The organism is Pseudoalteromonas sp. HF66 (genome assembly GCF_011806445.1).
Taxonomy (GTDB): domain Bacteria; phylum Pseudomonadota; class Gammaproteobacteria; order Enterobacterales; family Alteromonadaceae; genus Pseudoalteromonas; species Pseudoalteromonas apostichopi.
This window is the reverse complement of sequence record NZ_JAATOU010000013.1, coordinates 1-15,863: the sequence shown is the minus strand read 5'-3', so window position 1 is coordinate 15,863 and position 15,863 is coordinate 1. Positions and strand designations below refer to the sequence as shown.

The 15,863-nt window shown below is 41.7% G+C and carries 11 protein-coding genes; 4 read left to right on the top strand and 7 right to left on the bottom strand.

Translation table 11 applies throughout. The features are described 5' to 3' along the window. Positions 1 to 530: 530 nt before the first annotated feature. Positions 531 to 947, bottom strand: coding sequence for a VOC family protein (locus HCZ11_RS13360; RefSeq protein WP_167658641.1), 417 nt, complete (start codon positions 945 to 947; stop codon positions 531 to 533). 129 nt (positions 948 to 1,076) lie between these two features. Beyond that, complete coding sequence (gene pmbA, locus HCZ11_RS13355) at positions 1,077 to 2,414, bottom strand: metalloprotease PmbA (RefSeq protein WP_130050509.1); 1,338 nt, start codon at positions 2,412 to 2,414, stop codon at positions 1,077 to 1,079. A 137-nt stretch (positions 2,415 to 2,551) separates the two neighbouring features. On the opposite strand from pmbA, the gene yjgA reads away from it, so the two are divergent. Beyond that, entirely contained in the window at positions 2,552 to 3,073 is a 522-nt protein-coding gene (gene yjgA, locus HCZ11_RS13350; RefSeq protein ID WP_130050508.1) for a ribosome biogenesis factor YjgA, read from the top strand. Positions 3,074 to 3,362: 289 nt separating this feature from the next. On the opposite strand, the gene HCZ11_RS13345 is transcribed toward yjgA, so the two are convergent. From HCZ11_RS13345 to HCZ11_RS13325, 5 genes are all read right to left on the bottom strand, one after another. Then, complete coding sequence (locus tag HCZ11_RS13345; RefSeq protein WP_167658640.1) at positions 3,363 to 3,815, bottom strand: transposase; 453 nt, start codon at positions 3,813 to 3,815, stop codon at positions 3,363 to 3,365. Between the two features lie 502 nt (positions 3,816 to 4,317). Further along, on the bottom strand, positions 4,318 to 6,390 hold the full coding sequence (locus tag HCZ11_RS13340) for a M13 family metallopeptidase (RefSeq protein WP_167658639.1): 2,073 nt from the start codon (positions 6,388 to 6,390) through the stop codon (positions 4,318 to 4,320). 728 nt (positions 6,391 to 7,118) lie between these two features. Continuing rightward, positions 7,119 to 7,520: an 8-oxo-dGTP diphosphatase MutT gene (gene mutT / locus HCZ11_RS13335; RefSeq protein WP_167658638.1), complete on the bottom strand. Its 402-nt coding sequence runs from the start codon at positions 7,518 to 7,520 to the stop codon at positions 7,119 to 7,121. A gap of 62 nt (positions 7,521 to 7,582) precedes the next feature. Then, entirely contained in the window at positions 7,583 to 10,291 is a 2,709-nt protein-coding gene (gene secA, locus HCZ11_RS13330) for a preprotein translocase subunit SecA (RefSeq protein ID WP_130050504.1), read from the bottom strand. Positions 10,292 to 11,050: 759 nt separating this feature from the next. Next, positions 11,051 to 11,524: a DUF721 domain-containing protein gene (locus HCZ11_RS13325; protein ID WP_055022438.1), complete on the bottom strand. Its 474-nt coding sequence runs from the start codon at positions 11,522 to 11,524 to the stop codon at positions 11,051 to 11,053. A 390-nt stretch (positions 11,525 to 11,914) separates the two neighbouring features. Between HCZ11_RS13325 and HCZ11_RS13320 the strand changes: the two genes are divergently transcribed. The 3 genes from HCZ11_RS13320 (at position 11,915) to HCZ11_RS13310 (ending at position 15,716) form a co-directional block, all read left to right on the top strand. Then, positions 11,915 to 12,829, top strand: a complete 915-nt coding sequence (locus tag HCZ11_RS13320; protein WP_167658637.1) for an NTP transferase domain-containing protein — start codon at positions 11,915 to 11,917, stop codon at positions 12,827 to 12,829. 14 nt (positions 12,830 to 12,843) lie between these two features. Next, positions 12,844 to 13,923 carry a phosphotransferase enzyme family protein gene (locus HCZ11_RS13315; RefSeq protein ID WP_167658636.1) on the top strand — a complete coding sequence of 360 codons (1,080 nt, stop codon included), beginning with the start codon at positions 12,844 to 12,846 and terminating at the stop codon, positions 13,921 to 13,923. A gap of 389 nt (positions 13,924 to 14,312) precedes the next feature. Then, positions 14,313 to 15,716, top strand: a complete 1,404-nt coding sequence (locus HCZ11_RS13310; protein WP_167658635.1) for an MBL fold metallo-hydrolase RNA specificity domain-containing protein — start codon at positions 14,313 to 14,315, stop codon at positions 15,714 to 15,716. Positions 15,717 to 15,863 lie beyond the last annotated feature (147 nt).

Sequence of the window (15,863 nt, the reverse complement as noted above, 5' to 3'; positions counted from 1 at the left end):
GAATAAACCCTATTTAATGAATTATTAATTTAGGTTAGCTCGAGTATGAAGCCGCTGGTTATGATAACGCATATAAAAAAACAATATACTGACCAAGATCAACCTCACTAAGAGGAAACAGAATTCTGCATTAGCTGTTGTTGAACTCACTCACATTACTTGCCCCCCAATTGTAGCAAAAAAATTCATCAATTAACTGATGGATTTAAGCTAATTTTGCTAAATCTTGAAGTTTTTTTACTGTAATACGCAGTAATTATTACTGGTGGTTAAATATCGAACGAAAAAAAGCTAGGTTTTTGCTAGTAGATATAAGCAGGCATTACAAACACTATTCTGGATTACGCATTAAATAACAACTTAGCGCGAAATAAATTTCACGCCTATATCAAACGTAGGAGTACGCCGTCTGAAAAATTAACGAAGGGTATTCGTGCAATAGGAGGAGTTCATATAAACGGCTATAGCCATGCAAAGCAATCTCTTTTTCAGCACTGAAGAACCTCCTACGACGTATTTAGCTTAAAGCTTCAAAACTCATTATTTCTTTCGCTTGGGATATCGCTGAAATACTCGACAAATTCCACCTCGAAACCTGCAGGGTCAATGAAATATACATTTTTACGATAAGGGTTGTCTGGCCCGTGCTTATCAATCTCATAACCGGCTGAAACAAGACGTTCAATGACAGCATTAATATCGTTTGTCACGTAAGCAAAATGGGCAAGGCCAACTTGATGTCCTGCTAAATCACGGTTTTCAGTTTCACCGTTATCGCTTAATGCCAGATACTGGTAATCATCACCAAAGTGCAACCATTTACGCGGTTTGCCAGACCACTTGCTATCGCCTTGGCTACGCACACGCCAGTGCGGGAATGCCGCTTTATAAAAGTGCAGCATGGCATCAACATTACTAACAACAAGGTTTACGTGTTCTAAATACATGGCAGTTTTCCTTTTTATTTTTAAACTACCACTAAGATAAAACCTCAAGTTAAGTTTAGGTAAAGCACTTTTTCAAATAAAAAAGCCCCACTAAAGTGAGGCTTTTAAAAATGATTTGCTATTTATGAATTAACTACCAGCAACTTGCATTTGTTCAATCAATACAGAGCCTGTTTGAATACCGCCACGGCGCTCGATGTCACCACCTAAGCCAACTACCGCTTTAAACATATCTTTTAAGTTACCAGCAATCGTGATCTCACTCACTGGATATTGGATTTCGCCATTCTCGACCCAGAAACCAGCCGCGCCACGCGAGTAATCACCAGTTACGGTATTTACACCTTGACCCATAAGTTCAGTTACTAATAAACCTGTACCCATGGTTTTTAATAATGCTTTTAAGTCAGCATGAGTTTGCTCAACTAGCCAGTTATGAATACCACCAGCATGACCCGTTGGTGCCATAGACAGTTTGCGTGCTGCGTAGCTTGCTAAAAGGTAAGTTTGCAGCTCACCACCTTGAATAATTTCACGGTCTACAGTTTTTAAACCCTCAGCATCAAACGGTGAAGACGCTAAGCCTTTTAATAAATGTGGGCGCTCAGAGATATTCACACAGTCACTGAATACTTTTGTGCCTAAGCTATCAAGCAAAAAGCTTGATTTACGATAAAGCGCTCCACCACCAATCGCCGACACTAAGTGGCCAAATAATGAGTTAGCAATATCTGCTCTGAAGATAACAGGCACTTTCATGGTTCCAAGCTTTTGGCTATTAAGCTTAGCCAAAGTTTCTGTTGCCGCTTCTAGGCCTACTTTTGCAGCGTCATTCAAATCATCTTTATGACGCGCTACGGTATAAGCCGAGTCGCGCTGCATTTGCTCGCCTTCTTTACCAATCACCATAGTGCTAATGCTATGACGAGTGCGTGGGTAACCTGCAATCATGCCATGGCTGTTACCATAAACACGTAAACCTTGGTGAGAAGAAAAACTCGCACCATCCGAATTTACAATGCGCTCATCGGCATTCAGCGCAGCTTGCTCTGCTTGATGGCAAAGCTCAATACCTTGCTCTGGGCTTACTTCCCACGGGTGGTATAAATCTAAATCTTGCGGTGCAAACTCAAGCAACTCTTTATCAGCGATGCCATTAAATGGGTCGTCAGAAGTGAACTTAGCAATATCAATGGCTTTTTCTACCACCGTACGTAATGTTTTAGGGTTTAAATCGGCTGTAGATGCAGAGCCTTTGTTATTACCGACATAAACACTGATACCTAAGCCACCATCTTGGTTAAACTCTATTGTTTCAACTTCGCCCATGCGCGTGCTGACAGACAAACCTGAAGTACTCGACATTGCCGCTTCAGCCGCAGTAGCACCTAACTTTTTTGCATGCTCCAGTACTTCGCTTACCGCGTCTTTCACTTCAGAAATGTGTTGATAAATAGGATCTTTCATCTTGTGTGTCCTAGGTTCTGATATTTTTTATAGTGTAGCGAATGCTAACACACTGAGAGACGTGCATCAGCTAATATTAATCATTAACTAAATGACGTATAATAGTGAATAGTTAAGTTTACTGAATGAGCATCCTTATGGCGAAGAAGAAAAAGCCACTAATTGAAGAAGAAATTATTTACGTATCAAAAAGCGAATTAAAACGTGAAGCCATGCAATATCATGGTTTGGGTGCTGAAATCGCAAAAATGCCGAAAAAGCAACGCGATCGTTTGCCACTCAATCATGAATTAAAAGAAGCGTTAGTTGTTTCGGATAAAGTCAGTGATAAAAGTGATGCTTATCGTCGTAACTTAAACTACATCGCAAAAGTATTACGTACAACAGAAAACGTTGATGAAATCCAAGCAATGATCGACATCATGCTTAACAAAAACAATCAAGCCGATGTTTTGATGAACAAAATCGAAACTCTGCGCGACAATCTGATCAAACAAGGTGATGAGTTGATCAATTCAACAATTGATCAATACCCTGCTCTTGAGCGCCAAAAAATGCGCCAATTAGTGCGTAGCGCCGCAAAAGAAGTGAAAGCAGAAAAGCCTGCCAAAGGTTACAAAGAGTTATTCCAGTATCTAAAAGATGCGATTATGGTTTAATTTGTATGCAGAAAGCCGCTTAATGAAAGTTATGCGGCTTTTTAAAATAACTCCGACAACCCCGTAGGAACAGCTTTAGCCGTGAATATCGCGTACAACAATCACCTAACATTTCGGTGTTAAAACACCTCCTATAACACCATCAACAAACAACAACTCCAAACAATTTCTCGCATCTCGTAGGAACGGCTTTAGCCGTGAATATCGCTTACAACAATCACCTAAATATTTCTGCGTTAAAACACCTCCTACAACCCCGTAGGAACGGCTTTAGCTGTGAATAATTTACCTATAAATAGATACAATCCCAAAAAGGATAATCACGCACACTTTTAACAATTCCAGCCCTCAATGGGTTTGCGATGATGTACCTCGATACTCCAAGTAAATGTTTTTCACTCCTTATTAAAGAATCATAATATCCTGGCTGCCAAATTTTTCGTTTAGAACATAATGACTTGTTTATGAGATATGAACTCTTCCCTTTAACCTCTTGAATCAATCGAGCTAAAGGTACTTTACCTTGTAATTGAAATAACCAATGTAGGTGATCAGGCATTACCACAAAGCAAATAGTTTTAGCTTTAATATCTTCTATAGACCTTAGAGTGTTAATTAAAACTCGTGCATTATTAAAGTCAGAGAAATAACAGTTTCTATCAAGCGTTGAAGTGGTGACAGAGTAATAATGAAATGGGATTGATACCCTATGCTTTCTTAGATTTTGATAATGTGCGGTCATCCATAACCCTCCATTTATTATCTTAAATCTAGACAAATACGAATCAGAATCAAGTTAAATCCTAGTAGTAACGGCTTTAGCCGTGAAAAAGATAAACATGTTCAGTGTTAAAACACCTCCTACAACATCATCAACAAACAACAACTTTAAAACAATTTCTCGCATCTCGTAGGAACGGCTTTAGCCGTGAAAAGATAAGCAGGTTCAGCGTTGAAACACCTCCTACAACATCATCAACAAACAACTTTCAAACAATTTCTCATATCTCGTAGGAACGGCTTTAGCCGTGAAATGATAAGCATGTTCGGTGTTAAAACACCTCCTACAACACCATCAACAAACAACAACTCCAAACAATTTCTCGCACCCGTAGGAACGGCTTTAGCCGTGAAAAAGATAAACATGTTCAGTGTTAAAACGACCCTACGTCAAAAGCTGACAGCTACTAAAACAAAAAAGGCTCTGAGCGTTCATTCAGAGCCTTTTTTAAATCGATAATCAATTACCAAATTTTTACGCGATCTTCTGGTTTGATATACATCTTGTCACCTTCTTTCACATCAAATGCCTGATAGAACTCTGGCATGTTTGAAAGAATACCGATTACACGGTAATGGCTTGGTGAATGAGGGTCTGTCATTAGACGGTTACGTAACTCTTCGTCACGATATTTACGACGCCAAATCTGCGACCAACCCATGAAGAAACGTTGATCACCTGTGTAACCATCAATGATAGGTGCTTTTTCATCACCAAGTGATAACTGGTAAGCAGTATAAGCAACGGTTAAGCCACCTAAGTCACCAATGTTTTCACCTAATGTAAGCTGACCATTTACGCTTGCATCTTCAAATGGTTTGTACTCATTGTATTGAGCAACTAACTGACCTGTGCGCTCTTCAAACTGTTTAAGGTCTGATTCGCTCCACCAGTTACGTAAGTTACCGTCACCATCGTACTTCGCACCTTGGTCATCAAAACCGTGACCTAATTCGTGGCCGATTACCGCACCGATTGCACCGTAGTTAACAGCGTCATCAGCTTCTAGGTTAAAGAATGGCGGTTGTAAGATAGCCGCTGGGAATACGATTTCGTTGTTCACTGGGTTGTAGTAAGCGTTTACTGTTTGTGGTGTCATGTGCCACTCAGAACGGTCAACTGGCTTACCTAGTTTTGCAGTCATGTCTGCATATTCCCACTCGCTGTGGCGAATGTAGTTACCAACTAAGTCGTCACCTTTAACTTCAAGTGCTGAGTAGTCTTTCCATTTATCTGGGTAACCAATTTTTGGCGTGAACTTATCAAGTTTTTCTTTTGCCGCAATTTTTGTTTCTGGGCTCATCCACTCAAGGTTTTCAATCGCAACTGCGTAACCTTTGATTACGTTATCAACTAACTCTTCCATGCGTGCTTTCGCTTCAGGTGGGAAGTTGTCTTTCACGTATACTTTACCAAGTATTTCACCTAACACACCGTTTGATGCATCAACTGCTTTTTTCCAAAGTGGTGATTGCTCTGTTACACCGCGCAGTGTTGTGCTGTAGAAATCAAAGTTAAGGTCTACTAACTCTTTATCTAAAAGGCCTGCATAGTTACTAACAAAGTGGAACTTAAGGTAGTTCTGCCAAGTAGCTAAGTCTGTATCGCTGTAAATACCCGCGAACTTTTCTAGGTAGCTAGGCTGGCGAATAATTACGTCTTCTGTTTTTATACCAGACGCATCAAGATAAGCAGCAAAGTCGAAGTCACCTGTCAGTTTGTTCGCATCAGCAACGCTCATCTTGTTGTAAGACTTAGTTGCATCACGGCTTTCAACACGGCTCCACTGCGCCTCGGCAATGCTTGTTTCAAGATCAATAATAGCTTTAGCCGCAGATTCTGCATCAGCTACACCCGCTTTGCTTAAGATAGCTGTTACATATTCTTGATAAGCTTCACGAATTTTTGTGAATTTCTCGTCATCTTTTAAGTAGTAATCACGATCTGGTAAACCTAAACCTGATTGATAAACATACATCGCGTTTTCGCTAGAGTTTTTCGCATCGTTGTTTACGTACCAACCAAAAGGTAAGCTACCGCCTTTAATGCGAAGTTCAGCCATTAAAGCAACAAGATCAGATTTGTTTTTTACTGCATCAACACTTTCAAGAACTGGCGATAATGGTTTGATGCCTGCCGCTTCACGACCCGCTTCATCCATATAGCTGTTATAGAATGCAGCTAATTTAGCTTCATCAGAGCCCGGCTTAACATTTTTGTTTGCCGCTGCTTTTTCTAGCACTTCTTTCATCGCTTTTTGCGAATCATCGTAAAGCTGAGTAAATGAACCGTAGTTTGATTTATCACCTGGAATTTCAGTTTTCTCTAACCATTCGCCGTTTACGTGATAGTAAAAGTCATCTTGTGCACGAACAGATTTGTCCATGTTCGCAAGTTCAATACCTGAATTTAAAGGTGCTTTTGCTTCAGTTACGGCCGCAGTTGCTGGTGCTTTAGTTTCTTGTTCTTTTTCACCACAACCAACAAGACCGAGCGCAAGTGCGATACTTGCCGCGGTAAGTGTTACTTTTTTCATGGGAGTCCCGTACTAATTATTTTTGAAGTATTTATCGAAAAACTAGTAAACATAATTAATCATTAGTTTTTCGCTTTCCCCATAATAAACCTCTCGCGCTAAACAATAAAACCTAATATGTAACAATTCTTATCAAAACAAGGTGAGCCGCATTTTTGAGCGGTGGGAGGGGGAAATAACGGTAAGTGAGCATTGTAGGCGCGATTTTATATCGCAAAGTGCTCTTAATACTCACAAAGAGGCTAAGAGGCGCTTCGCTTAAGAGGAAGTAAAAATGATCTTGTGGTTCCCTCATTCTTTTCTCATTCACTTCTCTTTGTGTAATTATTTTCACGCGAAATAAATTTCACGCCTACATCAAACGTAGGAACGGCTTTAGCCATGAAGTATTTTTCGGCACTAAAGTACCTCCTACGAGGAGGGCCTACAAACAACATCGTTCGGCTCAAAACTGAAAGCTGACGGCTTACTAAATTTCACGCCTGCACCAAAACGTAGGAATGGCTTTAGCCGTGAAGTATTTTTCGGCACTAAACTACCTCCTACGAGGAGGGCCTACAAACAACATCGCTCGGCTCAAAACTGAAAGCTGACGGCTTACTAAATTTCGCGCCTGCACCAAAACGTAGGAACGGCTTTAGCCGTGAATTGTTTTTCGGCACTAAAGTACCTCCTATGAGGTTGGCCTACAAACAACACCGTTCGGCTCAAAACTGAAAGCTGAAAGCTTATTGCTCAAACCTCTGCTTTATCTTTTCGATAATCTCAACATTGGCAGCTGGGAAGCTGTAATCATCAAGCTCGTTTAGTGCAACCCATTTGCCTTGTTGGCCTTCTGCGCCATGAGCAATGCCTGAGAAATCATCTACAATGTGCACATCTAAGCGCACACATTTATCGCCATAGTCGTGCTCAATAACCATCAGCTCTTCACTGCTATTAACCGTTAGGTTTACTTCTTCTAACAGCTCACGCTTTAGCGCTGCAAATACGCTCTCGCCCTGCTCTACTTTACCGCCTGGAAATTCCCATAAGCCGCCTTGGTGTTTGTCATCTGGACGCTTACAAATAAATAACTGCTGATCTTTATAAATAACGCCGACTGCAACATGCACTACTTTTTTAGTCATTTGTTGTTTCCTTAATCATAAAAAAAGCGACGCAAGCGTCGCTTTTTATCACCATGTTTTGGTTATTTTAATTTACCGCAACACTGCTTATATTTATTACCTGAACCACATGGGCACGGCTCGTTACGGCCAACTTTAGGCTCTGCACGTTGTGTAACTACTGCGCCTTCTGGTGTTTCGCCACCGATGTGCTCAGCTTCTTCGTGTTGATATTCACGAGGTGCATTTTCGCTACGGCGATGTTGCTCTTCAACTTTCTCAACATCTTCTTCAGCGCGAACTTGTACTTTACTTAAAATACCTACAACGTCGATTTTTAAGTTCTCTAACATTTCAGAGAATAGCTCGAACGATTCACGCTTGTACTCTTGCTTAGGATTCTTCTGTGCGTAACCACGTAAGTGGATACCTTGACGAAGGTGGTCCATCGCTGCCAAGTGATCTTTCCAATGTTGGTCTAGGCTTTGTAGCATAATCGCTTTTTCGAATTGACGTAGAACTGACTCGCCTACCATCTCTTCTTTTTGCTTGTATGCTTGCTCAACCGCTTGCTCGATACGCTCACGAAGTTTCTCTTCGTATAGTTTGCTATCGTCAGCTAGCCATTGTGAAATTGGCAGCTCAATTAAGAAATCTTGTTTTAAGCGCTCTTCAAGACCTGGGATATCCCACATTTCCGCTAAGCTTTGCGGTGCAATGTATTGGTCAATCGTGCCGTTTAGAACATCGCTGCGAATTGCAGTGATAGTTTCTGAAATATCGCCTTCTTCAAGTAGTTCGTTACGCTGTGAGTAAACAACACGACGTTGGTCATTTGCTACATCATCGTACTCAAGTAATTGCTTACGAACGTCGAAGTTACGTGCTTCAACTTTACGTTGAGCGTTTTCGATTGCGCGGTTAACCCAAGGGTGCTCAATTGCTTCACCGCGTTGCATACCTAGTTTACGCATCATGTTAGTCATGCGCTCACCAGCGAATATACGCATTAGCGCGTCGTCCATTGATAAGTAGAAACGGCTTGAACCTGCATCACCTTGACGACCTGAACGACCACGTAACTGGTTATCGATACGACGAGATTCGTGACGCTCAGTACCAATGATGTGTAGACCACCCGCTTCGATTACCGCATCGTGGCGTTTTTGCCACTCATCTTTAATCGCTTTGATTTGTTCATCCGTTGGGTTTTCTAGCTTTTCAACTTCGCTGTTCCAGTTACCACCTAACACGATATCGGTACCACGACCGGCCATGTTAGTTGCAATGGTTACTGTGCCAGGTAAACCAGCATCGGCGACAATGTCTGCTTCTTGCGCGTGGAACTTAGCATTAAGTACGTTGTGCTTAATTTTTTCTTTGCGTAAGAACTGCGATAAGTACTCAGAACTTTCGATAGAAATAGTACCAACAAGTACCGGTTGACCTCGCTCTTGACAATCTTTGATATCTGCAAGGATTGCTTCGTACTTTTCTTCTTGTGTTAAGTATACAAGGTCTGCACGATCGTCACGGATCATCGGTTTGTTAGTTGGCATTACAACTGTATCTAGACCATAGATAGACTGGAACTCAAACGCTTCAGTGTCTGCAGTACCTGTCATACCCGCTAGAGTGTCGTATAAACGGAAGTAGTTTTGGAATGTGATTGATGCCAGAGTTTGGTTTTCATTTTGAATGCGTACACCTTCTTTCGCTTCAACAGCTTGGTGTAAACCTTCTGACCAACGACGACCTTCCATTGTACGGCCTGTATGCTCATCAACAATGATAACTTCGTTTTCTTTAACAACGTAATCAACGTCTTTTTGATAAAGCTTGTGAGCACGAAGTGCTGCATACACATGGCTTAATAATGTGATGCTTGATGCAGAGTAAAGTGAATCACCTTCTTGGATTAAACCACGCTCAATCAGTAGCTCTTCAACTTTAATTTGGCCACGTTCAGTTAAGTGAACTTGTTTCGACTTTTCATCGATAGTGAAGTCGCCGTCGCCTTCAACGCCTTCTTCATCTTCTTTTTCTTGTAGCTCAAGTTCTGGCACAATTTTATTAATTTCGATGTAAAGCTCAGAGCTGTCTTCAGCTGGACCTGAGATAATCAGCGGCGTACGCGCTTCATCGATTAGAATTGAATCCACCTCATCCACTACAGCGTAGTAAAGTGGGCGTTGCACACGCTCATCAATGCTAAATGCCATGTTATCGCGAAGATAATCAAAGCCAAATTCGTTATTAGTACCGTAAGTGATGTCAGCAGCGTAAGCTACTTTCTTTTGCTGTGGCATCATGCCAGGTACGTTACAACCGACTGTTAGGCCTAAAAATTCAAATAGTGGGCGGTTAGTTTCGGCGTCACGTTTTGCAAGGTAATCGTTCACGGTAATAACGTGAACACCTTTACCTGTTAAACCACGAAGGTATGCAGGTAATGTTGCTGTTAGTGTTTTACCTTCACCGGTACGCATTTCTGCGATGCGGCCTTGATGTAAAACCATACCACCTAGTAGCTGTACGTCGAAGTGACGCATGCCATTTACACGCTTAGATGCTTCACGTACCACAGCGAATGCTTCTGGTAAAATATCATCTAGGCTTTGTCCGTTATCGTAACGCTCTCTAAATTCAGCTGTTTTTGCTTTTAAATCTTCATCAGAAAGCGCTTCTAATTGCTTTTCAAGCGCATTAATTAGAGCGACCGTCTTTCTTAGGTTTTTAATAGTGCGGTCATTGCGACTACCAAAAATCTTGGTAAATAAATTAGATATCATGATAAAACCGTTACAATATGTTCTTTGTTAGCTAGTCATTAGCCAACCCATTTTCTTCAATTGATAATTAATATGCGCTTATGCTCATGATGTAGGGCATATTAATTAACAATTTGTCAGTACGCTGTTTAAAACACCGCTTATTTCGTGCGCTATCATACCAGAGTCTGCGCAACATCAAACCTTCTGTGTGTGAAGATATGGAATTTCGGCAAGAAAATTTAAAAATCAGCCATAATCTTTGATCTAACCCCATAAAAAGGGTGAAAACAAGATTACTGGATAGATATGGCGACAATAAGAATAAAATCAAGATCAGGGGTGAAAAAAGCGAAGTTAATTAATATTCACAAAGAGGCCAAGAGGCGCTTCGCTTTAGAGGAATAAATTAAGATGTTTTTGGCTTACTTATTCTTTTCTCATTCACTTCTCTTTGCGTAAAAGTTTTTAAATTCGTAGGAACGGCTTTAGCCGTGAATTGCTCTAAACACTTCGGCACTAAAGTACCTCCTACATGCATTACAACAAACGCGACTATTCGGCTTCAAACTGACAGCTGAAAGCTGAAAGCTGACGGCTCGTGATCCACTTCCCTTTGTGCAAATATTTTCGCGCGAAATAAATTTCACGCCTACATCAAACGTAGGCGTCACGCTTGCTTGGCGCGTCTTAATTAAGCACCGAGCCTACAAATTAATACAGAACACGCAAACCACACCGTTCGGCTCAAAATTGACAGCTGAAAGCTGACGGCTTTATTTACTTCTTCCGCCCATGTTGCGCTAAGCGCTCTAATTTGGCTTTTAAAGATGGCGGGGCGTCTGCGGCGATGGCGCTGAGGTAATCAGCAGTTTGCTCGCTCATTTGACGTTTAGAAACAGGCTTTTGCTCTGGCTTATTTGTTGCCGATAAACGCTGTGTTGCCTGTGGATTAGCGGTAATTTTAATTTGCCCAAGCTCAACCATGCCAGCGGCACGAAAATGCGAAAGCATATCCATTTTTAAGTAATTTAAACGCAGTGCAATCGGTGCAGAAACCGCTTCAATCATCAAAGTACCATCACGGTAATTACTTACTCGGCATTTTTTTGAAAGCGTTTCACCTAAAAAGTCATCAAGAATAGTTTGTTGAGAAGACAAGCCTTGGGTTTTACCAGCATAAGATGCTAAGCGACCACTCAAGCCCGCCATAATATCGCCAACAGCCTTTGGCGCGTATCTATCTTTTGCCATTAATCTTCTACCTAAAAGGGTTAATCACCACAAAGAGAATATACCACCTACGTAAATATGAAGCTATTAGGTTTACGGAACGAGATGCGAGATGCGAGATGCGAGATGCGAGATGCGAGGTGCGAGGTGCGAGGTGCGAGGTGCGAGATGCGAGGTGCGAGGTACGAGATGCGAGGTTCGAGGTGCGAGATGCGAGATGCGAGTTATCGTAGGCGTCACGCTTGCTTGGCGCGTCTTGCATTTAGCACCAAGCCTGCAAATTAATACAGAACCAACAAACAACATCGCACGACTTAAAACTTATGAATTAAAGCTTAAAGCTCCCTTCCTCTTCCTCCACCGTGATTGTTTCTGGTACACTTTTCCTTTGTTTTTTATTTAACTTGCGCGATGACTCAACACTCTCTTACTTTAATCGTATTGGCCGGCGGGCTGGGTAGCCGCTTTGGCGGAAACAAACAAATTGCCGAAATTCCGGGTCTGGGCTGTACCATCATGGAACTGAGCATTCAAGATGCGGTTAAAGCAGGTGTGAGCCAAGCGGTAATCATCATTAATAAAAAAATTCGTGCTGAGTTTGAGGCAACAATTTTACCGCGCCTGCCTGAATCGCTTGAAGTAATTCTAGTTGAGCAAGCAATTAGTGCTGTGCCAAATGGTTATGAACACTTAGCCGCTGAACGCCAAAAGCCGTGGGGCACAGGTCATGCATTACTATGTGCAAAACCCTATGTGAATAACCCTGCTATTGTCATTACTGCCGATGATTATTATGGCGAGTCTTCTTTTGCTATTCTTAGCGAACACTTCAAACAGCATAGTAACTGGGCCATGGTAGGTTACCCGATAAAAGATACCCTTTCGGCACAGGGTGGTGTAAACCGTGGTGTATGCTCTGTTAATAGCCAGCTGCATCTAACTGATGTGGTTGAGTACCTAGATATCAAACTCGAAAATAATGTTTTAAAAGGCAACAATCCACATGGTGAGAGATTACAAATTGCCGATGATGCCCTAGGCTCAATGAGCTTTTGGGGAATAACACCTTGTTTATTTAATGACTTAGAAACAGGTTTTACTGAGTTTTTAGAAAATACTGACAACGGTGTCACGAAAGAGTATTATTTACCAAATGAGATACAACTCGCGATTAAAGATAACCGCCAAGCTATAACCGTTTATAATGCACAAGAGCCATGGTATGGCGTGACCTACAAAGCTGAACTGGATGCAATAGCACACACTTTATGTCAGTTACGTCGTAAGCTAAACGATCAAACCCTCGCCTCTTCTTGCAAAAAATAAGTAATGGAAAATTAATGAAGTCGAATCCTGTTGCAACTTATCTTTCTGAGCACTTTGGCTTAAGCACAGATAACGTAACGCTAAAGCCTATTGGCAATGGCCACATCAACACAACCATGTTACTTAAATCAGAAGAAAACGCCTTGGTTGTGCAAAAGTTAAATACCGATGTGTTTCCTAACCCTGAGCACCTAGTTGAAAATGCAAGGTTGATTGAGCAGCACCTAAGTGAAAAACACGACAATGGTGAATACAGCCTCGAAATTATTCGTCATGTTCCAACTATCGAAAGCGACTTTTTAGTTGAATGCGATCAAGGTGTTTGGCGTGCACTCGAATTTATTGGCGGCAGTTATAGTGAAGATGTTGTAGCAACTATCTCGCAAGCACAAACTGCAGCCAATGCATTTGGCCAATTCGCTTTGGCATTACAAGATTTTCAGGCTGAACGGTTACATCATGTGATCCCTGATTTTCATAACTTAGCGATGCGCTTTGACGCTTTCAAAAAAGTCATCGAAAAAGATCCTGTAAACCGTGTGGCACTTTGCCAAGACGACATCGATTTTTGTTTAGCTCAGCAATCACTTGTTGAAGAACTAAAACAGCTTGAAGGAAATATTCCTTTAAGACCATGCCATAACGACACAAAAATCAACAACATGCTGTTTTGCACACAGTCAGGTGATGCAAAAGCAGTCATCGACCTCGATACCTGTATGCCTGGCTATTGGTTATTTGATTTTGGCGATATGGTGCGTACCTTCTGCTCTCCTGAGCAAGAAGATTCAACCAACCTAAGTAATGTACGTGTTCGTGAAGAAATCTTCGCCGCCATAGTTAAAGGTTATGTTGAACCACTACAAGATGTGATCACCGACGCCGAAAAAGAAAGCTTCTGGTTAGGCACCAAAGTCATGACCTTTATGATTGGCCTGCGCTTTTTAACAGACTTTATTGATGGCAATAATTACTTTGCCACCAAACATGCAAACCACAACCTAGAACGCGCCCGCAACCAGTTTGCTTTGTATCGCGACATTCTTGAAAAAGAACATACGTTAAAAGCGATTTTAGAGATAAATAAGGGGTAAAGTTGCGAGTTATCGTAGGCGCGATTTTACATCGCGCAATAAAAAGATAACTCGGGAAATAAATTTCACGCCTACACCACCGTAGGCGTCAAGCTTGCTTGGCGCGTCTGACATACAGCGCCCAGCCCACATATAAATGCATAACCAAAATTGATCTTCAAACTAACAGCTCCTTAAATTATCGGCACTAAAGTACCTCCTACATGCATTACCAACAAACACCACCGTTCATCTGTAAACTGACCGCTAAAAGCTGACAGCTTCTTAAATTTCACGCCTACATCAACACGCAGTAACGGCTTTAGCCGTGAATAGTTGAACGCTCATCCATTGCTCTATTAGTCAATAACTTCTATTCTAAAACCTCGCTTAAAGATCAGGAGATTATTATGCATATAAAACACCACGGAGCGGTGAAAGGCGTAACTGGGTCTTGCCATCAGCTATTTATTGATGATGCAAGTTCTGTACTTGTTGATTGTGGGCTATTTCAAGGGGAAGACAGCAAACAAGACCTAGCAATTGAGTTTGATATATCAACTCTAAAAGCGCTGATTGTCACACACTGCCATATAGACCATGTCGGTCGCATTCCCTACTTACTTGCCGCAGGTTTCAAAGGGCCTATTTTTACCTCTATTGCCACCGCCAAGTTATTACCTATGGTGATTGAAGATGCCTTAAAAGTAGGTGTAACTCGCGATGAAGCAATAATCCGCACTTGCTTAAAGTTACTAAAACAGCAAATTGTCTCTCTCGATTTCAACACATGGTACTCCATTCCCGTAGGAGTGGGCTTTAGCCCCGAAAAAGTAGCCTCAAGCAAGCAAAATTCATTATATAAAATCCGCCTGCAACGCGCCGGTCACATTTTAGGCTCTGCCTATGTTGAAATTGAGCTAGGTACAAAGCCTAACACGCATAGAGTGGTATTTTCAGGTGATTTAGGTGCACCTTACACGCCATTATTACCGACGCCAAAGCCACCTTATCGTGCCGATACATTAGTTATTGAGTCGACCTATGGTGATAAATTCCATCAAGGTCGTAAAGAGCGCGTAGCCGTACTTAAAAAGGTTATAGAACGTGCCGTAAGTGATAATGGCGTGGTACTCATACCGGCCTTTAGCATTGGCCGAACTCAAGAGCTTCTCTATGAGTTTGAACAGCTTATTCACTCTGCAAGCAAACGTTCTATGTGGCATAAACTGCAAATTATTGTAGATTCGCCAATGGCAGCCAACTTCACAAATGAATATTTACACTTTAAAGCGCTATGGGATAACGAAGCAAAAAAACGCGTAAAACAAGGACGCCACCCGCTCGACTTTAACCAACTACACACCATTGATAGCCACCAAGAACACCTTGCCCTCATAAACTTTTTAACCTCAAAACAGCAACCAGCAATAATCATCGCCGCCAGTGGTATGTGTAATGGCGGCAGAATAGTTAATTACCTAGAACGGTTTTTACCCGACAAAACAACCGATGTCATTTTTGTTGGCTACCAAGGGCAAGGAACCTTAGGCCGAGATATTCAAAAGTACGGCCCACGCGGCGGTTATGTATTTATCGATAATCAAAAAGTCATGATTAAAGCGCAAATTCATACCATCAGCGGCTACAGCGCCCATGCAGATCAAAAAGGACTTATCAGATTTGTCACCGGCATGCGCAAAAAGCCAAGTTTAATCAAAATCGTCCATGGTGATGGGCAAGCCAAACAAGCACTAGCAGAAAAGCTTAAAGCAGAGTTAGGCGAAAGAGTAGAGATAGTGGTTAGTGGTTAGTGGTTAGTGGTTAGTGGTTAGTGGTTAGTGGTTAGTGGTTAGTGGTTAGTGGTTAGTGGTTAGTGAGTAACGAGTTGCGAGTTGCGAGTTGCGAGTTGCGAGTTGCGAGTTGCGAGTTGCGAGTTGCGAGTTGCGAGTTGCGAGTTG